At 40.6% G+C, this 19,144-nt stretch carries 16 protein-coding genes and 1 pseudogene; 14 read left to right on the top strand and 3 right to left on the bottom strand.

All coding sequences use genetic code 11. From position 1 onward, the window contains the following. Positions 1-7: 7 nt before the first annotated feature. From mmsB to KCV09_RS04375, 6 genes are all read left to right on the top strand, one after another. Positions 8-898, top strand: coding sequence for a 3-hydroxyisobutyrate dehydrogenase (gene mmsB / locus KCV09_RS04400; RefSeq protein ID WP_212515597.1), 891 nt, complete (start codon positions 8-10; stop codon positions 896-898). Between the two features lie 85 nt (positions 899-983). Further along, positions 984-2,633 carry an AMP-binding protein gene (locus KCV09_RS04395; RefSeq protein ID WP_212515596.1) on the top strand — a complete coding sequence of 550 codons (1,650 nt, stop codon included), beginning with the start codon at positions 984-986 and terminating at the stop codon, positions 2,631-2,633. A gap of 46 nt (positions 2,634-2,679) precedes the next feature. Then, a complete protein-coding gene (locus KCV09_RS04390; RefSeq protein WP_151815539.1) occupies positions 2,680-3,807 on the top strand; it encodes an acyl-CoA dehydrogenase family protein in 1,128 nt (375 codons plus the stop codon). 22 nt (positions 3,808-3,829) lie between these two features. After that, entirely contained in the window at positions 3,830-4,603 is a 774-nt protein-coding gene (locus KCV09_RS04385; RefSeq protein WP_151815540.1) for an enoyl-CoA hydratase, read from the top strand. Between the two features lie 24 nt (positions 4,604-4,627). Beyond that, positions 4,628-5,689 carry an enoyl-CoA hydratase/isomerase family protein gene (locus KCV09_RS04380; protein WP_212515595.1) on the top strand — a complete coding sequence of 354 codons (1,062 nt, stop codon included), beginning with the start codon at positions 4,628-4,630 and terminating at the stop codon, positions 5,687-5,689. A 77-nt stretch (positions 5,690-5,766) separates the two neighbouring features. Next, the gene (locus tag KCV09_RS04375; RefSeq protein WP_151977156.1) at positions 5,767-7,119 is read left to right on the top strand and encodes an MFS transporter; all 1,353 of its coding nucleotides are present in this window, start codon (positions 5,767-5,769) and stop codon (positions 7,117-7,119) included. A gap of 117 nt (positions 7,120-7,236) precedes the next feature. On the opposite strand, the gene KCV09_RS04370 is transcribed toward KCV09_RS04375, so the two are convergent. Continuing rightward, a complete protein-coding gene (locus KCV09_RS04370) occupies positions 7,237-7,473 on the bottom strand; it encodes a VF530 family protein (RefSeq protein ID WP_003651786.1) in 237 nt (78 codons plus the stop codon). 255 nt (positions 7,474-7,728) lie between these two features. Between KCV09_RS04370 and KCV09_RS04365 the strand changes: the two genes are divergently transcribed. The 7 genes from KCV09_RS04365 to gcvH all read left to right on the top strand — a co-directional run bounded on the left by KCV09_RS04365 (position 7,729) and on the right by gcvH (position 14,650). Continuing rightward, positions 7,729-8,373 carry a TetR/AcrR family transcriptional regulator gene (locus KCV09_RS04365; protein WP_119026311.1) on the top strand — a complete coding sequence of 215 codons (645 nt, stop codon included), beginning with the start codon at positions 7,729-7,731 and terminating at the stop codon, positions 8,371-8,373. Positions 8,374-8,454: 81 nt separating this feature from the next. Then, entirely contained in the window at positions 8,455-9,432 is a 978-nt protein-coding gene (gene acuI / locus KCV09_RS04360; RefSeq protein ID WP_212515594.1) for an acrylyl-CoA reductase (NADPH), read from the top strand. Between the two features lie 382 nt (positions 9,433-9,814). Then, positions 9,815-10,633, top strand: a complete 819-nt coding sequence (locus KCV09_RS04355) for a formate/nitrite transporter family protein (protein ID WP_370685126.1) — start codon at positions 9,815-9,817, stop codon at positions 10,631-10,633. 152 nt (positions 10,634-10,785) lie between these two features. After that, positions 10,786-12,633, top strand: coding sequence for an ABC transporter ATP-binding protein (locus tag KCV09_RS04350; RefSeq protein ID WP_004947280.1), 1,848 nt, complete (start codon positions 10,786-10,788; stop codon positions 12,631-12,633). Beyond that, positions 12,633-13,085, top strand: a complete 453-nt coding sequence (locus KCV09_RS04345; protein WP_151816133.1) for a MaoC family dehydratase — start codon at positions 12,633-12,635, stop codon at positions 13,083-13,085. The genes KCV09_RS04350 and KCV09_RS04345 overlap by 1 nt, the downstream gene beginning before the upstream one ends. 91 nt (positions 13,086-13,176) lie before the next feature. After that, positions 13,177-14,202 carry a helix-turn-helix transcriptional regulator gene (locus tag KCV09_RS04340; RefSeq protein WP_151746269.1) on the top strand — a complete coding sequence of 342 codons (1,026 nt, stop codon included), beginning with the start codon at positions 13,177-13,179 and terminating at the stop codon, positions 14,200-14,202. A gap of 73 nt (positions 14,203-14,275) precedes the next feature. Continuing rightward, entirely contained in the window at positions 14,276-14,650 is a 375-nt protein-coding gene (gcvH, locus tag KCV09_RS04335; RefSeq protein WP_004937465.1) for a glycine cleavage system protein GcvH, read from the top strand. A 52-nt stretch (positions 14,651-14,702) separates the two neighbouring features. On the opposite strand, the gene KCV09_RS04330 is transcribed toward gcvH, so the two are convergent. Further along, complete coding sequence (locus tag KCV09_RS04330; protein WP_004937463.1) at positions 14,703-15,758, bottom strand: 3-deoxy-7-phosphoheptulonate synthase; 1,056 nt, start codon at positions 15,756-15,758, stop codon at positions 14,703-14,705. A 573-nt stretch (positions 15,759-16,331) separates the two neighbouring features. On the opposite strand from KCV09_RS04330, the pseudogene KCV09_RS04325 reads away from it, so the two are divergent. Continuing rightward, a pseudogene (locus KCV09_RS04325) lies at positions 16,332-17,985 on the top strand (ATP-binding cassette domain-containing protein). A gap of 48 nt (positions 17,986-18,033) precedes the next feature. Here KCV09_RS04325 and KCV09_RS04320 read toward each other — a convergent pair. Continuing rightward, on the bottom strand, positions 18,034-19,143 hold the full coding sequence (locus KCV09_RS04320; RefSeq protein WP_004947270.1) for an S-(hydroxymethyl)glutathione dehydrogenase/class III alcohol dehydrogenase: 1,110 nt from the start codon (positions 19,141-19,143) through the stop codon (positions 18,034-18,036). Position 19,144 lies beyond the last annotated feature (1 nt).

Here is a 19,144-nt window from a genome sequence, read left to right as displayed (position 1 = left end):
GGATAGTATGAAGATCGCATTTATTGGTTTGGGGAATATGGGCGGTGCCATGGCACAAAATCTGCTCAAATCAGGTCATCAAGTGTTTGGTTATGATTTAAGTCAAACAGCGCTAGATCATTTTGCAGCAGCGGGTGGCGTAGTCTGTGATCATCCGCAGGACGCTGCTCAGCATGCAGAAGTTGTAGTTACCATGTTGCCCGCAGCTAAACATGTTCGTGATGTTTATCTTGGTGAACACGGCATTTTGCAAGTACTTCAAGCCGGTAGTCTATGTATCGACAGCAGTACGATCGATCCTCAAACAATTCAACAGATTGCCGCCGCTGCTCAAGCTAAACAAATCCGAGTGTGTGATGCACCTGTATCGGGTGGTACCTTGGGTGCAAAAGATGGCACTTTGACTTTCATGATAGGTGCCGATGAAGCCACCTTTGAAGCGGTCAAGTTGCCTCTGAGCTGTATGGGTAAAAATCTAGTGCATTGTGGTGCTGTAGGAACAGGACAGGTCGCCAAAATCTGTAACAATCTGATTTTAGGCATTTCTATGACCGCCGTGGCAGAAGGGATGGCGCTCGGAGCAAAACTGGGTATGGATCCACAGGCGCTGGCCGGTGTGATCAATAGTTCAACTGGACGTTGCTGGAGCTCTGAAATCTATAATCCATGGCCAGATGTCTGCGCCAACGCGCCATCTTCACGTGGTTATACGGATGGATTTGCCGCGCAACTGATGCTCAAGGATCTCGGCTTGGCAGTCGATGCCGCTCAACAGGCTGCGCAACCTGTGGTGCTGGGTAGCATGGTACAACAACTTTATCAAAAGTTATGCCAAGACGGTCATGCTCATCTGGACTTTTCCAGTATTATGCATCAATACACCACGACACCCACTTAAAGCACACCATGATTCAATGAAGCAAGGATTCGCTTCATCAAAATAACTTGTCAGTAATAACGATAAACTCAGGCTGAGGTTGAATATGTTCGATTATCAAAAAACAATTGAAAATTTTAATTTAGAGGCGGTAGCCAAGCAGTATCTATCTGGTTCTATGCATGCAGTAAATGCGTGCTATGAATGCTGTGACCGGCATGCCGATTCTGACGCGATTGCTTTGTACTGGTATGCGAAAGATGGCCGTAAAGAACAATCTAGCTTTCGTGAACTCAAAAAATACTCGACCCAATTTGCCAGCTTTTTAAAGTCACAGGGCGTGCGTAAAGGCGATCGCGTATCTGGTTTACTGCCAAGAACACCAGAGCTGATCATTACTATTTTAGCCACTTGGCGGATTGGCGCCGTATATCAGCCCTTATTTACCGCATTTGGACCCAAAGCAATTGAGCATCGCATCCAACTGGCGCAAAGCAAGTTGGTAATAACAGATCTTGCTAATCGTGAAAAATTATCTGAGATCAATAATTGTCCTTCGATTGTGACCGTGCAGGCAGAGTTACACGCCCAAAATTATCCGCAAGATTTCGACTTCTGGCGTGAGTTAAATCGACAAACAGAAACCGTCGAACTTGAAATGCTGAGTATCAATGATCCATTTTTACTCATGTTTACTTCAGGCACCACAGGGCCAGCTAAACCATTAAAAGTGCCGCTAAAAGCGCTGATCGCTTTTGGTGATTATATGAAAAATGCAATTGGCCTGAGCCAAGATGATATTTTTTGGAACATTGCAGATCCAGGTTGGGCCTATGGGTTGTATTACGCGATTACAGGGCCTTTATTGCTCGGGCACTCAACACTGTTTTATGAAGGTGGTTTCAATGCCGAAAGTGTATGCGATGTTATTAATGAGTATGGCATCACCAACTTGGCGGGTGCCCCAACTGCCTATCGGATGATGATGGCAGCGGACCCATCACAAATGGCCCAGCTTCGCGGTAAGTTGCGTGTGGTGAGTAGTGCGGGAGAGCCTTTAAATCCAGAAGTGATTCGCTGGTTTAAAGAGGTATTAGATGTGCCGATTTATGATCATTATGGTCAAACTGAAGTCGGGATGGTGGTATGTAACCATCATGCGCTAGCGCATCCCGTTCGTTCGGGTTCGGCAGGGTTTGCTAGCCCGGGTTATCGAATTGCGATTATAGATGAGCAGGGGAATGAACTAGCTACTGATGTTCCGGGTATTTTGGCAATTGATATCGCCCAATCTCCAATGATGTGGTTTTCAGGCTATGAAGAAAGCCGAAAATCACCTTTTGTTGGACAATATTATTTAACAGGCGATACGGCTGAAATCCACGCCGATGGCAGTATGAGTTTTGTTGGCCGTAGCGATGATGTTATTACGACCTCAGGATATCGGGTGGGGCCATTCGATGTCGAAAGTGCCTTGCTCGAACACGACGCCGTGATTGAAGCAGCGGTGATTGGCGTACCTGATTTAGAGCGGACTGAAATTATTAAAGCATTTGTGATTTTGGCTCATCACCATACTGCATCAGCCGAATTACAACAGGAATTAAGCTTATTCGTCAAAAAACGGTTGTCTGCACATGCATATCCACGTTTGATTGAATTTGTAACTGAACTTCCAAAAACGCCAAGTGGAAAAATTCAGCGTTTCTTGTTACGTAATCAAGAATTGAATAAATCACCTTCACAAACTGCCTAAATAGCCTAAGCAATATTAAAAAATTTAAATTACAGGATACTCTTCTATGCAATTTACGGAAGAACAGCAACTGATTCAAAACATGGCAAAAGATTTTGCTCAAGAACAGATCAAGCCATACGCAAGCGATTGGGACCAAAAAAGTATATTTCCTAAAAGTACACTCGCCCAAATGGGTGAATTGGGATTTTTAGGAATGCTTATTCCAGAACAATGGGGCGGCTCTGATACAGGTACACTGGCGTATGTGTTGGCTTTAGAAGAAATTGCAGCAGCGGACGGCGCAACGTCTACCATTATGAGTGTGCATAATTCGGTTGGTTGTGTACCGATTTATAAATTTGGAACAGAACAACAAAAGCAACAATATTTAAAGCCGCTGGCCCAAGGTGAAATGATCGGTGCGTTTGCCTTGACCGAACCACACACTGGTTCAGATGCTGCTGCAATTAAGACCCGTGCAATAAAAGACGGCGATCACTATGTGATTAATGGTGCCAAACAATTTATTACCTCAGGAAATAACGCCGGCGTAATTATTGTTTTTGCAGTAACTGATCCGGCAGCAGGCAAAAAGGGAATGAGTGCATTTTTGGTACCTCGCGATACCCCAGGTTATGAAGTGATACGAGTCGAAGAAAAGTTAGGCTTACATGCATCAGATACCTGTCAGATTGCTTTAACCGATGTGCGAATTCATGAAAGCTTAAGATTAGGGGCAGAAGGCGAAGGACTGAAAATTGCACTTGCCAATCTGGAAGGCGGTCGGATTGGTATTGCTGCACAAGCAGTCGGTTTGGCTAGAGCTGCCTTGGAAGAAGCCATACGCTATGCACATGAACGCGAAGCGTTTGGTAAAGCCATTATTGAGCAACAAGCCATTTCTTTCAGGCTGGCCAGTATGGCCACCGAGATCGAGGCGGCGCGCCAACTGGTTCATTTTGCTGCACGAAAAAAAGAAGCCGGTGAAAGCTGTTTAACTGAGGCCTCTATGGCCAAATTATTTGCATCGGAAATGGCTGAACGAGTTTGTTCTAAAGCCTTACAAATTTTTGGTGGCTATGGATATTTAAAGGATTTTCCAATAGAACGCATTTATCGTGATGCCCGAATTTGTCAGATTTACGAAGGGACAAGCGATATTCAGCGCTTGGTAATTGCACGCAGCTTATAACAAATAAAAAGGGATTTTTATCATGCAATGGCAAACGATTTTATTCGAAAAAATAAATGGGGTCGGACTGATTACATTAAATCGGCCCAAGGCACTTAATGCACTCAATAACCAACTGATTATCGAAGTCAATCAAGCGCTGGATCAGCTTGAAAAAGACCCAACGATCGGATGTATCGTGATTACAGGTTCGGAAAAAGCCTTTGCTGCCGGTGCCGATATTAAAGAAATGGCCGATTTAACTTTTCCAGATATTTATCTCGATGATTTTTTTAGTCTGGCCGATCGAATTGCTCAGCGACGTAAGCCTCTTATTGCCGCAGTCAGTGGTTATGCCTTAGGCGGTGGTTGTGAATTGGCACTGATGTGTGACTTTATTTACTGTGCCGATAATGCAAAATTTGGTCTGCCAGAAGTCACTTTAGGCGTATTGCCCGGTATTGGTGGTACTCAGCGCTTAACTCTGGCCATTGGCAAGGCCAAAGCTATGGAGATGTGTTTGACTGCACGGCAAATGGGCGCACAAGAGGCAGAGCAAAGCGGCTTAGTGGCGCGAGTATTTACCAGAGAAGAACTTTTACCACAAACCTTACAAGCGGCAGAAAAAATAGCTGAAAAATCTTTGCCAGCTCTGCTCATGATTAAAGAATCGATCAATCGAGCCTTTGAAGTCAGCTTGGCTGAAGGCTTACGTTTTGAACGGCGTGTTTTTCATTCCATTTTTGCCAGTAATGATCAAAAAGAAGGCATGCAGGCCTTTGTGGAAAAACGTCCTGCCAAATTTACCCATCAATAATAAATATTCAAATAGGAAAAAATAATGAATGATCATCACGATTTGGAAATTCGAAGCGAAGGTGCTTTAGGCATTATAAGTTTAAACCGTAGTAGCCAATTAAATGCTTTAACTCTAGAGATGATTCGGGGTATTCAGGCGCAGCTCGATCAATGGCGAGAGGATACGCAAGTACAAGCTGTGCTCATCAAATCCAATGCTGCGAAAGCATTTTGCGCAGGAGGTGATATACGCTATCTGTATGACAGTTATCAGGCTGGAAACACGCAATACCAAGATTTTTTTGCTACTGAATATACTATGCTCAGTACAATACGTAATTATTCAAAGCCTGTCATCGTCATGATGGATGGCTATGTGCTGGGTGGCGGCTTTGGGCTTGCTCAGGCCTGTCATATCAAAATTACCAGTGAAAAATCGCGTTTCGCTATGCCGGAAACGGCGATTGGCTTTTTCCCAGATGTTGGGGCGACTTATTTTCTATCCAGACTCGATGAAGTTGGTGTCTATATGGCGCTCACTGGAGCACAGATCAGTAGCAGTGATGCGCTATATCTGGATCTGGTGGATTATCATGTGCCAAGTGAGCATTTTGTCGCGCTAGAACACGCATTAATTGTTGCACCTACTCTCAATCCGGTAGAAATCCGAACCATCATTAGCTCGTTTATCACTCATCCGCAAGAAAGTGAATTACAACAACATATCGATCTGATTAATCAGTATTTTTCTTATCCTGACATTAGTGAAATTGAGCAAGGCTTAGCTGATGCCAACGATACCCTTCATCAGGACTGGATCAAGAAAATGCAAGCGATTTTAGAGCAACGTCCTGAAATGGCAAAACAAATCAGTTTGAAGTTACAGCAGGTTGGTCAAAATCTTTCGCTTGAAAAATGTATGCAGTTAGAACGCGGCTTGCAGGATATCTGGTTACAGCAAGGAGATTTTATTGAAGGCGTAAGAGCATTGATTGTCGATAAAGACAAAAATCCGAAGTGGCAAACTGATAATACCGAATTTAAAAAAACACTGGAAAAATTCTGGCCAGTATGGAGTAAGCAACATAAAGATTCGCTTTGTTAAAAATAGATGGAATTTATTTTAAATAACAAAGCGAGTCACGGATGACACAGCTCAAAGAATAAGAGGGATAAATAACAATGAAACACGTACAAGAATCATCTGCTCAAAGTAAAAAGCCTTCACATCGTCTGGCGGGTATATCGAGTATGGTGGGAACAACCATCGAATGGTATGACTTTTTCATTTACGGTGCTGCGGCTGCGTTAATTTTTAACAAACTGTTTTTTCCAAATCTAGATCCATTAATGGGAGTCATGGCTGCATTTGCCACTTATGCCGTCGGTTTTATTGGTCGACCTTTGGGAGGAATTGTATTTGGCCATTTTGGAGACAAAATTGGCCGTAAAGCGATGTTGTTAACGACCTTAATAATGATGGGTATTCCCACTGTGCTGATTGGTCTATTACCTACCTATGAAAGTATCGGTTACTGGGCAACAGTGTGTCTGGTGATATTGCGTTTTATTCAAGGTATGGCTATGGGAGGAGAGTGGGGTGGCGCAGTTTTAATGGCAGTTGAACACGCACCCGAAGGTGGCAAAGGATTTTGGGGAAGCTTACCTCAAGCCAGTGCAGGTGGTGGACTCATGCTTGCATCAATTGCTTTAGGACTGGTATCTATGCTACCAGAGGCTGCATTATTTAGTTGGGGCTGGAGAATCCCATTTCTGATAAGTATCGTTCTACTCGGTGTGGGTTGGTATATAAGAGTTAAAGTGCCAGAATCCCCTGATTTTGAAAAAGTGAAGGATCAGGCAAAAGAAATTAAAGTACCGGCTTTGCAGGTTTTCAAAAATCATCCTAAAGAGCTTCTTACCATTATTTTTGCCCGCGCTGCTGAAAATGCATGGTTCTATATAGCTTCTACATTCGCACTTGCCTATACCACCACTAAACTTGGCATTGCGCGTCAAGATATTCTATTTGCCACAATTTGTGGAGGTGGCTTGATTATGATAATGACTCCTTTATTTGGACATCTGTCTGATAAAGTAGGCCAAAGAAATATGTTTATGTCTGGCTTATTGGTACTCGCACTCTACTGTTATCCATTCTTTAGTATGTTGGATACCAAAGATCCTTTTCTGGTTTGGCTTGCAATTGTATTGGCCATTGGTGTGGTTTTCCCACTCATGTACGCACCGCAATCTCAGTTGTTTGCTCGACAATTTCCAACTGAAATCCGATACAGTGGTATTTCAATTTCTGTACAGTTTGCTGGCGTTATTGGTGGAGGCTTAGCACCTTTAATTGCGACCAAGCTTTTGAGTATAGGCGAGGGAAGTCCTCATTTAATTATTAACTATATTATAGGTATGGCAATATTTGCGATTTTCTGTACTTGCTTTATGAAGCGTGACAAGTTATCTATTCGTTCTACTAAAGCAACTATAAACAATACAACAAAAACTGACTTATCTCGACCTTAATACAAAACACGCACTATGTCGTTTTGAATGTTTGGCAACGTGAATGATGATTGTGGAGATTCACGTTGCTGAGACATTGTTACAAATAGATCAGTGAAGGCATTACAATTCTGATAGTTACGATTTCTGTTTGGCTTTTTGGCGTAAGACATACAAATATAAGCTTTCAACTTTTTCACGCGCCCATGGAGTAGTACGTAAGAATCGTAATGATGACTTAACACTTGGATCTATACAAAAACATCTAATTTCTATTTTACGACTCAAACCCTCAAAGCCACCATAGTAATCCAATAATTCATCCAGAATGTCAGCAAGTTTTTTTCCGTGTAGAGGGTCATTGGAGGCGTTCATAATAGATCAATCATATTTGGGAAGGCTATTATTATAACCCGAGCGATTAGAAAAATGAGAGGTTTGAAATTTAAACGTAATTAACATAGAAAATTAGAGCTTCTCAAAAATGAGTTCATAAACTTATAGAATTTTTGAGTACATTTAAATAAAAGATTAAGTTCTCCCAGAAAAGAAACAGATGCTATTCAGATAAAATTTCAATCAAATGATTTTATTGTTGATATTTCTAGTCACATAGTCTATTTTTATTTTATGAATTATTCTTCCTTACCCAAAAGACCACGTGGTCGACCAACCAAACACGGTTGTAACTATGCAGACACTAAAGAAGTGTTAATCCGCCGAGGTATCGAGTTACTAACCGAACGTGGAATGAATGCTATGAGCTTGGACGATCTCATGAAATCAGTCCAAGTTCCTAAAGGATCTTTCTATCATTATTTTGCAAATAAAGAAGCTTTTATTTTAGAAGTTCTAGATACTTATGAGCTTTATTTTGTGAAGCGGTTGAATAAGTTTTTAAGTCAAATTGATCTTTCCCCATTAGAAAGACTGCAAAATTTTGTAAAAGATGCAGGTGAAAAACTGGAAAAATATGATTTTAAACGAGGTTGTATTTTAGGTAACTTAGGACAAGAAGTTTCGTATTTACCACCAGAGATCATCGCTCGAATTGAAAGTATCTTTAAGGTATGGGAGAAACTGGTTTCAGATTCTTTATATCGGTCAAATTTACAATATAGCGTAACTGATTGTGATGAAGCTGCTTATCAGTTTTGGATTGGGTGGGAAGGTGCAGTTCTAAGAGCACGTTTGGTCAAATCAACAAGTCCCTTAGATGCATTTTATCGCTTGTTTACTTTAGCTGTAAAACAACAAAATCACGTAAAAATTTAATTAAAAAATAAATGCAGACGTCTGTATTTATTTTTTAATTAATTCTAGACAAGCAGTCTAATTAAATAGAGAGGAAATTCTATGTACCAAGGTATCGTAATTAATAAAGATGATGCAGGTTACACATCAAAAATTACAGAGATTGCATCAAAGACTTTAGAAGAAGGAGAGGTTAGAGTTGAAGTTAAATATTCAACACTAAATTATAAAGATGCTTTAGCCATTACTGGGCGCTCTCCAGTAGTGCGTAGTTTTCCACTAACACCAGGGATAGATTTTTCAGGTGTTGTAATTGAATCAAAACATCCAGCATGGAAAAAAGGCGATGAAGCTCTATTAAATGGCTGGGGTGTTGGTGAAAAATATTCAGGCGGATTAGCTGAACAAGTGACTGTTTCAGGCGATTGGCTTATACAGAAACCTTCTGCTTTTTCTTTTAAAGATACCATGATTATTGGTACAGCAGGTTATACCGCAATGTTGTGTGTTATGGCTTTGCAAAAGCATGGTCTTAAACCAAGTGATGGGAAAATTTTAGTAACAGGTGCAAATGGTGGTGTCGGTAGTATTGCGATTATTATTTTGAACCATCTTGGTTATGAGATTACAGCTTCAACTGGTCGACCTCAAGAGTCAGAGTATTTAACCTATTTAGGTGCAAGTGAAATTATTGATCGCGCTGAATTATCTTCACAAGGAAAGCCATTAAACAAAGAAATTTGGGCTGGTGTGATTGATACTGTTGGAAGCCAAACTTTAGTCAATGCATGTGCTAGTACAAAATATCGTGGTGCGGTCGCTGCGTGTGGCTTGGCAGGTGGAATGGACTTTCCAGCGACAGTTGCTCCATTTATCCTGAGAGGGATTACCTTATATGGAATTGATAGTGTTATGGCACCAATTGAATTAAGAAAAGAAGCATGGGAACGTTTAGCTACGGAATTAGATCAAACGAAATTGGAAACAGTAACGACTGAAATTCAGTTAACAGATGCTTTAAATATTTCAAATGATATTTTAGATGGAAAAATTAGAGGGAGAGTTGTTGTAAAACTATAATTCGAATTTATTTGTAGTTATAGATATATTGGTCAAAGGATTTCTGCATAACTTGTATTATGTTCATTAGGATACTCAGCAACGTGAATCTCTACAATCATAATTCACATTGCTGATCTGTGGCAACAAACAGTATTGTGTAGGCCACAGTCTTAGATATCCTATTTAACATAATATACATTATGCGAAATCATATGTATTTTATTATCCTAGAGTTTTCTGTGATCTATACCTTCTAATTTCCTCACGTAATTCCTTCTTTTTTGGTTTACTCTATAAATTGAAACGCTTCAAAAATTGCGCTGACCAACTATAAGTAAATGACTAAATACAAGGATGAAAAAAAATGAGTGATGCTGAACGAAAACAAGTTAAAGCTGAAATGGAAATTGATCCTAAGCTAAGTTGGCAAGAAAAATTAGCCGTTGAGGAACAAGAAAAATTATCACCACGACTGGTCTATGAAATTATCCGTCGTGATGGTGTTGAAGAATTGAGTCGTCCGTTAAATGCACTCATTTTCTCTGGTATCACAGCTGGATTAGTCATGAGTTTTTCTTTCGTGTTTAAAGCTGTAATTGGTTCTTATTTACCGGTAGATGCTGTTTGGAAAGATTTAGTCACGAATATTGGATATACCATCGGATTTATTATTGCAATTTTAGGACACATGCAGCTTTTCACAGAGAATACCATCACAACCGTCATTCCGTTATTTAAACCCTTTAGCTTTGCAAAACTTAAAGCCGTGGGTCGGCTTTGGAGTATTGTTATTACTGCCAATGTGGTCGGAACTTTTTTATCGAGTCTATTTTTTCTCACAACAGCACTATTTACGCCTGAAGTGGATCATGCACTAAATGAGATTGCGCATCATGTTGCTTCATTTTCTGCTTGGGAAAACTTTCTTAAAGGTACAATGTCTGGTTTACTCATTGCTGCACTCGTTTGGATGTTGCCTTCTGTTAATAATAAGATTTTATTGATTTTTTTATTAACCTATCTGATTGGTTTAGGTGATTTTACCCATGTAGTTGTTGGCTCTGTTGAAGTTGCGTATTTGGTTTGGCAAGGTCAGGTTTCTCTGAGTGAGTTTTGTTTTCAGTTCTTACTTCCAACCACGCTTGGTAATATTTTAGGTGGTACAGGTGTTTTCACCCTGTTAATTTATGGTCAAGTAAATGAAGAATTAGAGGAATAATAATTACTTACAATCTTAAATATCAATAAGTCAGCTTAAAATTATTAAATATTGTAATTTTAAAGTATGTATAACAATTTTAGCTGCTTATATCTAAAATAATCGATATTACTTATAATAAGCTCATGTAACGCTAATATTTAGGAACATATATGTTGCAATGGTTTGAAAAGCTCGTAGACCCCTATCCTACTCGTGGTTTAAACGAACCATTGCCTAGCAGTTTTTTTGCATTTATCTGGAAATCGACACAAGGCGTACGTCCTTTTCTATTTATTTTAATTTTGTGTACCGCCGGTGCCGCAACTTTTGAAGCAATTTTATTTTCAAAAATTGGTCATCTGGTCGATTGGCTCAGTACCAGTACGCCGAGTAATTTTTTAGACCGGCACACTGAGAACCTGACTATTTTGGCCAGTGTTTTATTCGCCAATATCTTTTTTGTATGTTTACAGTCGATTGTTAAACACCAAATTCTATACAGCAGCTTTCCTATGCGTTTGCGCTGGCAGTTTCATAATCTCTTACTTCAGCAAAGTATCGATTTTTTCCATAACGACTTTGCTGGTCGTTTGTCTGCCAAAGTGATGCAAACTGCATTGGCTATTCGTGAATTCTGGATGATTTTGGGTGATATGCTGGTTTATGTCACCATTTACTTTATTACCATCAGTGTAGTACTTGGGTCTATTTCACCAATTTTACTGATTCCTTTAGCGCTATGGTTAGGGCTTTTTATTTTGAGTGCATGGTACTTTATTCCGCGTTTATCTAAAGTATCTCAACAACAGGCAGATGCACGCGCAGTCATGACTGGCCGTGTAACCGATGCCTATACCAATATTCAAACGGTTAAATTATTTGCTCATGCGGGCCGTGAAAGCAAATACGCAAAACAGTCCATGGTCGAGTTTATGGAGACTGTATTTCGTCAGATGCGTTTGGGTACACAGTTTGAAATCAGTACCACGTTTTTAAGTGCAGTCTTGTTTATTGGTGTGATTGGAACAGCTGTCTGGCTATGGCTCAATGGTCAAGCTGCACTGGGTGTGATTGCTGCCACCACAGCTATGATTTTAAAACTCAACAGCATGTCTGAGTTTATGATGTGGCAAATGTCTATGCTATTTGAAAATGTAGGCACCATTCAAGATGGTATGCGTACTTTGGGTCGACCGGTAAGTATTCAAGACAAAGAAGATGCCAAACCATTACAGGTAAAATCAGGTGAAATTCGTTTTGAAAATGTCAGTTTTGCCTATTCAGATAAAAACGTGATCAGCCAATTTGATTTAACCATTCGTCCGGGTGAAAAAATTGGTGTGGTGGGTCGTTCTGGTGCAGGTAAATCGACTTTGATTCAATTATTACTGCATTTTTATGAGCTGAATCAAGGCCGAATCTTAATTGATGGCCAAGATATCAACGACGTTACTCAAGACAGCCTACGCGCCAACATAGCCCTAGTCACGCAAGATACTTCGTTACTGCATCGTACTGTTGCTGAAAATATTAAATACGGCAAGCCAGATGCTTCAGATGAAGAAATGTTCCATGCTGTTTCTAAAGCGCAAGCGGATGAATTTATTCCACAATTAAGTGACTTACGCGGCCGTCAGGGCTATGAGGCTTATGTCGGTGAACGTGGTGTTAAACTCTCTGGTGGACAGCGTCAGCGAATTGCAATTGCCCGTGTATTCTTAAAGGATGCACCGATTTTAATTCTAGATGAAGCCACGAGTGCTCTAGACTCGGAAGTTGAGGCAGCCATTCAATCGAGTTTAGATGCGCTCATGGAAGATAAAACAGTGATTGCAATTGCACATCGATTATCTACAATTGCCCAAATGGATCGTTTGATTGTTTTAGATCAAGGACATATTGTAGAGCAAGGAACCCACGACGAACTGATCGCCCAAAATGGTTTATACGCACATTTGTGGAAACGACAAACAGGTGGCTTCTTGGTCGATGAATTAGAAACAGAGGAAAAAGAATAATGTTGTACCTGGAAGATCTTAAAGTGGGTGATCGTTTTATTAGTCGTGATTATGAAATGACCCTTGAAGAAATCACACAATTTGCCCAGCTTTACGATCCTCAGCCTTTTCATCTCGATGAAAAAGCTGCAAAGAAGCATCCCGTCTTTCAGGGTTTGGCAGCCAGTGGTTGGCACACCTCTGCAGTGGTGATGCGTTTATGGACTGAGTGCTTTCAGGTTGCAGGTGGTCTCATTGGCTCTGAAACCAGTTTGCGCTGGCCACGTCCTACGCGTGTGGGTGATCTGGTGCATGTCGAAGTTGAAATCGCCAGTATTACCCCTTCAAAATCTAAACCAGATCGTGGTATTGTGAGCTACATCACACAAGCACTTAATCAACATGGCGATGTCTTACTCATTTCAACCACTAAAATTCTTGTCTTTAAACGAGATAATTCAGTCATTAGTTAAAATTTTGTCTGACAATTTTTATTTTTTAAAATAAGTTTCATGTAACTATAACAAACGGATGACTGTAGTCTATACGCATAACGGATTAGGAATGAAAATAAATTCAGCGCGTCAGGATCAAGGAATACCTGGTGTTTATGGCCTATTACTTTTAGACGTTGTGTCTCGATGGGGATACAACGATCAGACACTGTTTGCTCCTTTTCATCTGACCAGTGAGCAGCTTGCAGATCCGGAGTATCGTATTCCCATTCATATCGCCAATGAACTGGTGAAACATGCATTACGTCTTACCGGTGAAAGTACACTGGGATACCACCTTGGCCATCAGATGCGTATCTCTATTCATGGGTTTATTGGTTATGCCATCATGACTGCAAATGACATTACCGATGCACTGGCTTTGGCAACGCGATTTATTCAGCTTCGTATGCCCTTTTTACAGCTTTACTTTTCTACCTTTGGTCCAAAAGCCACTCTTCAGTTGCAATGTGATTTTGATTTAGAGCCTTTACGCACAGAAATTATTTTAAGTTTGACCATCGGTATTATGAGCATGGCCAGAGCGCTCACTGGACGTGATGATTTAACCGGTGAAGTTGATCTGGATTTTGAACAGCCCTTTGGATTTGAAAAATATTTAAATAAAATGGCCATCAACATGCGATTTGATCAACCACATCTGATTTCAAGCTTTGACAAACAGTATCTTGGTTTAAAAATGGTCAATGCAGATCCGATTGCCAGTCAAATCGCGATTAATCAATGCGAAAGTGAATTGTCTGCTCTGGGTGAACGTCGTCGTTTAGCCATGCGTGTACGTGATATTTTGACCAACTCCGAACAACATTATTTGAGTATTGAGAGTGTGGCCGAACTGTTGCACATGTCTGATCGTACCCTTAAAAGACAACTTGCAGCCGAAGGTACGTCATTTTCGACACTGGTTGATGAAGTACGTTATCGACACGCGACCTCGCTACTGTCTCGAACCGATTACAGTCTTGAGCAAATCGCAGATGAACTTGGATATTCAGATGTTGCCAATTTTAGCCGGGCGTTTAAACGCTGGAGTGGACGAAGTCCAAGTAACTGGCGCAAAGACCCCTATCTATAAGCTTTTCATTTGCTTAAAAAACCTGTATAACCGCTATCAAAAATATTGAACTTTAGGATTGTGAGGAGCTGTTATGAACCATCCTTCTGAATTAAAGTATGCACGTACTCATGAATGGGCCAGAATCGAAGGCGATTTGGTTGTGACAGGAATTAGCGATCACGCTCAAGATGCACTAGGTGATCTTGTATATGTTGAAGTTCCTGAAGTGGGTAGCCGTGTTACTGCAGGTGAACAGGCAGGTGTAGTTGAGTCGGTTAAAACGGCTTCTGACATTCATGCGCCGGTGTCTGGTGTTGTGGTTGAAGTCAACACCGCACTTGAAGATGATCCTGATTTTATTAATGATGAGCCCTATGCTAAAGGCTGGATTTATAAAATCAAACCAGACAACCTGTCAGATGTAGATAATCTTTTATCGAATACAGATTACGAAGCAGGTTTATAACATAAAAAACAGGCACTTCTTCTAAAGTAGTGCCTGCCTTGCATTTTATTGCTTATGCCGATTCGAGTAACTGCTGTGCATTCAATTGCTGCGCTGCGCGCAAAAGTAGGCGTTCGGTTTTGTCCCACCCCAAGCAGCCATCCGTTACTGATTGCCCATACGTCATGTCACAAGAGATTTTCTGCTGACCATCCACTAAATGACTCTCAAGCATCACGCCACGTACATTGCTTTCTAAACGCTCTAAAATAATTTGTTCCAATACCTGTGGCTGATTCAATGGATTTTTTGAACTATTGCCATGGCTACAGTCAATCACCAACGCAGGCAATGTGCCATTGTGCTTTAATTTCATTTGATCAATTGCGTCAAGATCAAAGTTTGGTCCTTTATTTGCACCACGTAAAATCAGGTGGGGTAAACGATTTCCATTGCTCATCAACACCGCAGGTAAACCTGATTGGCTCATCCCAAAAAATTGATGTTCATTTTTTGCCGATTGAATCGCATCTAATGCAATTTGAATTGAACCATCGGTGCCATTTTTAAAACCAATTGCAAATGGCATATGGCTCGAAATTTCACGATGAATCTGTGATTCGCTGGTACGTGCGCCAATTGCTCCCCAAGCCAACAAATCGTCAAAATATGCTGTAGCCATTGGATTTAAAATTTCACTGGCAATTGGTAGACCTTTTTCAATGATATCAAGATATAAAGCACGTGACTGCTCAATACCACGCTGCATATTAGCCGATCCATCGAGATCCGGATCGTACATAAAGCCCTTCCAACCTACTGTGGTCCGCGGTTTTTCGATGTACGCACGCATCACCAGAAAAATCTGGTCTTTCACTTGTTGTTGTAATTCAATTAATCGTGATGCGTAGTCCAATGCAGAAACTGGATCATGAATCGAACAAGGCCCGGTAATCACCAATAGTCTTGGATCTTGACCCGATAAAATATTTTCAATGGTTTGACGGTGCTCGGCAATTTGCTTCACAAGTGGCGATGAGAGCGGATATTGTGCTTTTATTTGTTGTGGTAAACGAAGTTCGATTTCTTTTGAAGTGGTTTTTTCAATCAGATTATTTAGCGCGTTCATTGTAACTTCCTTTGGACTGAGTCGTTCAGTCCGATCTTTTATTTGAGCGATGTGGGACTATTGGATTGAGATTGCTGGCTAAAGTAAAACCAATAAACGTTGCTAAAATAAGTCGAGTTGAAATTAAACATGATGAATTCTCCAAAAAAATTAAATAAAACAGCCATAAAAAAACCTGATCGGGGTTGCCGATCAGGTATTAACTTGAAGGGCAACCTTTTTGTTGCCCGAATGCAAACAGGCAACTATCTATATTGCCAAAAATAAAAATAAGCAGTGTGATGTACAGGTTGTTTTAACATGTCTGTTTCAATCAGGTAAAACGTATCTTGCCTCTAACATACGCGGACTCAAAACATTTGACAAGTGTTTTAGTAAAAAATAATTAATTGACGAGCATGTTCTTAATTGATTAATATCTAGCCATACCCTTCTTTATCTCGAGTCTCTGCCGATGAATTAAGTTCTTTTTTGTTTAACGTCATTTTTATTTGATGTACAAAATAGAACGCTATATCTATTCATGGTTCACTTGGCTCTACTTTTGTACATCCTGTTTTTTTTGGAGGTCTTATGACCCAACAGGCATGTATTATTCATCAACTTCATTTTGAACTTGGTTCTACAGTTCTCTTTGATCAACTTGATTTCCAATTGAATAGACACAAGCTAACAGGCTTAATTGGACGTAATGGGCAGGGAAAAAGTCAACTTTTACAATGTCTTTTAACTCAAAAAAATATTACCGGACAAGTCGCTTGGAACTGTGCTTATGCTTTTTTACCTCAACAACATCAACTCACTAATCAAACGATCGCGCAAGTATTACAGATTGAAGATACCCTCGAAGCCTTAAAACGTATCGAGTGCGGGCAAGCAACATTTGAAGATTATGATCTGGCTGAAGGTAACTGGAATTTGCCTCAATACTGGCAAGAGCAATTGAGTAAAGCGGGTTTAACCACAGCATTTGACTTTCCGGTCACAGCTTTGAGTGAAGGACAAAAAACTAAACTGGCCTTATGTCGACTTTTTAATTTAAAAGATCACTATTTGCTATTGGATGAACCGAGTAATCATCTCGATGCATCTGGTCGCGATTGGTTAATTTCCAGCTTACTGGCGCATCCTATGGGAGCACTTGTAGCGAGTCATGATCGACAACTACTCAATCAAATGCAACATATATTGGCATTGGATAATTTTGGCCTGCATGCACATAGTGGAAATTATGCCCATCAATCAAATGCAACATATATTGGCATTGGATAATTTTGGCCTGCATGCACATAGTGGAAATTATGCCCATTACAAGCAAATTACAGATACACTAGAAGCTGCACTTGAGCTTTCGATTGATCAACACAAACGAGAGCTTAAGCAGCAAACGATCAAGCAGCATGAAACATTAATGAAGCAACAAAAAAAGCAAAGCACTGCAAAGAAAAAACGTAATAGCGGCTCCCAAGCAAAAGTAATTTTAGATTTTAAACAAAATAAGGCCGATCAACAGTTAGGACAGATCACTCGACAGCAGCATCGTCAGCTTGAATTTCAGAAAGAAGCGCTACGAGACAAAACTTCTCGACTTGAAGTCATCAAAGCGCAGCAATTCGAATTTTCATCTACCCAACCCCAATCAGGAGAATTGGTACGTCTTAATGGTGTGTTACATCCATACCACTGCAATCTAACCTTTCATTTTGCATTACTAGCACATGAAAAATTGCATCTATGTGGTGAGAACGGTGCTGGCAAATCGACCTTATTACATTTTATTGCTCGTCTTCATACTTCTGATGATTCTCTTTTTTTTAAACGGGCGCGCTGTTTGTACCTTGACCAAAGATTTAGTTTCCTCGATTCAAGATATTCTGCCGTGGAAAATTTACGTTTACTGAATTCTGAATATGACGAAGTATTCTGGCGAAACAAGTTAGGTCAGTTGCGTCTGCGGGGAGATAGCACACTCAGACCTATTGGCCAATTAAGTGGCGGAGAACAACTCAAAGTGGCACTGACGGTTCTTGCCTATCCTGCTGAATCAATTGATCTATTACTATTGGATGAACCCGAAAACTATCTCGATATTGTATCAAGGGAGCTACTTGCATGTGCAATACGCGATTTTAAAGGTGCTGTTATTTTAGTCTCACATGATGTGGATTTCGTTCGTCAATGTAGTATTTACCAAGAAATTCATATGTCAGAAGTTATAAAGGCTTAAGTACATTTTGTACCTAAGCCTTGAGTTGGATTTAACAGACCAGAAGTCTTAAAAATGAATGACACTACGAATAGATTTACCTTCATGCATCAAATCGAATGCATGATTAATCTCATCGAGTGGCATGGTATGAGTGACAAAAGGTTCAAGTTGAATATCACCCTTCATCGCATCTTCAACCATTTTTGGCAGTTGACTACGACCTTTTACACCACCAAAGGCAGTTCCCATCCATTTACGGCCGGTCACTAACTGAAATGGTCGAGTTGAAATTTCCTGACCAGATCCCGCAACACCAATAATCACAGACTGTCCCCAGCCACGATGTGCACACTCTAGAGCAGAGCGCATTACATTAACGTTGCCAATACATTCAAACGAGTGATCTACACCCCAACCTGTCATTTCAACAATCACTTGCTGAATCGGTTTGTCGTATTCTTTTGGGTTTAAAAAGTCTGTTGCACCAAATTCTTTAGCCAATTCAAATTTATCTGGGTTGGTATCTACAACGATGATTCGTCCAGCTTTGGCCTGACGTGCACCCTGAACCACAGCCAGACCAATACCGCCTAAACCAAATACGGCAACAGAATCACCTTCTTGTACTTTTGCTGTATTGTGTACGGCACCAATTCCAGTTGTGACGCCACATCCAAGTAAACACACTTGTTCATGATTGGCTTCAGGATTAATTTTCGCCAGTGAAACCTCAGCCACCACCGTATATTCACTAAAAGTTGAGCAACCCATATAATGATAGATTGGCTCTCCATTATAAGAAAAACGCGTGGTGCCATCTGGCATAACACCTTTACCTTGTGTTGCACGAACAGATACACACAGATTGGTTTTATTCGATTTACAAAATAGGCACTCACCGCATTCTGCTGTGTAAAGTGGAATTACATGGTCACCCGGTTTTACACTGGTGACACCCTCTCCCACCTCGACTACCACACCAGCACCTTCATGCCCCAAAATGGCAGGAAATACACCTTCAGGATCGTCACCTGAAAGAGTAAAAGCGTCGGTATGACACACGCCTGTATGTGTCACTTTAATTAGCACTTCCCCTGCCTGAGGCGGTGCTACATCGACTTCTACAATCTGTAAAGGTTGTCCCGGTCCAAATGCTACGGCCGCACGTGATTTCATG

It is taken from the genome of Acinetobacter soli (genome assembly GCF_018139125.1).
GTDB classification, from domain to species: domain Bacteria; phylum Pseudomonadota; class Gammaproteobacteria; order Pseudomonadales; family Moraxellaceae; genus Acinetobacter; species Acinetobacter soli.
Note: the sequence above shows the minus strand (reverse complement) of the source record. Positions and strands in the feature narration are given on the sequence as shown.

What these genes read in the sequence shown, in the direction of transcription:
- KCV09_RS04350 (WP_004947280.1), top strand. Translation starts at nt 10,786, where the DNA reads ATGTTGCAATGGTTTGAAAAGCTCGTAGACCCCTATCCTACTCGTGGT.
- KCV09_RS04390 (WP_151815539.1), top strand. Translation starts at nt 2,680, where the DNA reads ATGCAATTTACGGAAGAACAGCAACTGATTCAAAACATGGCAAAAGAT.
- mmsB (WP_212515597.1), top strand. Translation starts at nt 8, where the DNA reads ATGAAGATCGCATTTATTGGTTTGGGGAATATGGGCGGTGCCATGGCA.
- acuI (WP_212515594.1), top strand. Translation starts at nt 8,455, where the DNA reads ATGTACCAAGGTATCGTAATTAATAAAGATGATGCAGGTTACACATCA.
- KCV09_RS04355 (WP_370685126.1), top strand. Translation starts at nt 9,815, where the DNA reads ATGGAAATTGATCCTAAGCTAAGTTGGCAAGAAAAATTAGCCGTTGAG.
- KCV09_RS04340 (WP_151746269.1), top strand. Translation starts at nt 13,177, where the DNA reads ATGAAAATAAATTCAGCGCGTCAGGATCAAGGAATACCTGGTGTTTAT.
- KCV09_RS04320 (WP_004947270.1), bottom strand. Translation starts at nt 19,143, where the DNA reads ATGAAATCACGTGCGGCCGTAGCATTTGGACCGGGACAACCTTTACAG.
- KCV09_RS04380 (WP_212515595.1), top strand. Translation starts at nt 4,628, where the DNA reads ATGAATGATCATCACGATTTGGAAATTCGAAGCGAAGGTGCTTTAGGC.
- KCV09_RS04370 (WP_003651786.1), bottom strand. Translation starts at nt 7,473, where the DNA reads ATGAACGCCTCCAATGACCCTCTACACGGAAAAAAACTTGCTGACATT.
- KCV09_RS04365 (WP_119026311.1), top strand. Translation starts at nt 7,729, where the DNA reads ATGAATTATTCTTCCTTACCCAAAAGACCACGTGGTCGACCAACCAAA.
- KCV09_RS04375 (WP_151977156.1), top strand. Translation starts at nt 5,767, where the DNA reads ATGAAACACGTACAAGAATCATCTGCTCAAAGTAAAAAGCCTTCACAT.
- KCV09_RS04345 (WP_151816133.1), top strand. Translation starts at nt 12,633, where the DNA reads ATGTTGTACCTGGAAGATCTTAAAGTGGGTGATCGTTTTATTAGTCGT.
- gcvH (WP_004937465.1), top strand. Translation starts at nt 14,276, where the DNA reads ATGAACCATCCTTCTGAATTAAAGTATGCACGTACTCATGAATGGGCC.
- KCV09_RS04385 (WP_151815540.1), top strand. Translation starts at nt 3,830, where the DNA reads ATGCAATGGCAAACGATTTTATTCGAAAAAATAAATGGGGTCGGACTG.
- KCV09_RS04395 (WP_212515596.1), top strand. Translation starts at nt 984, where the DNA reads ATGTTCGATTATCAAAAAACAATTGAAAATTTTAATTTAGAGGCGGTA.
- KCV09_RS04330 (WP_004937463.1), bottom strand. Translation starts at nt 15,758, where the DNA reads ATGAACGCGCTAAATAATCTGATTGAAAAAACCACTTCAAAAGAAATC.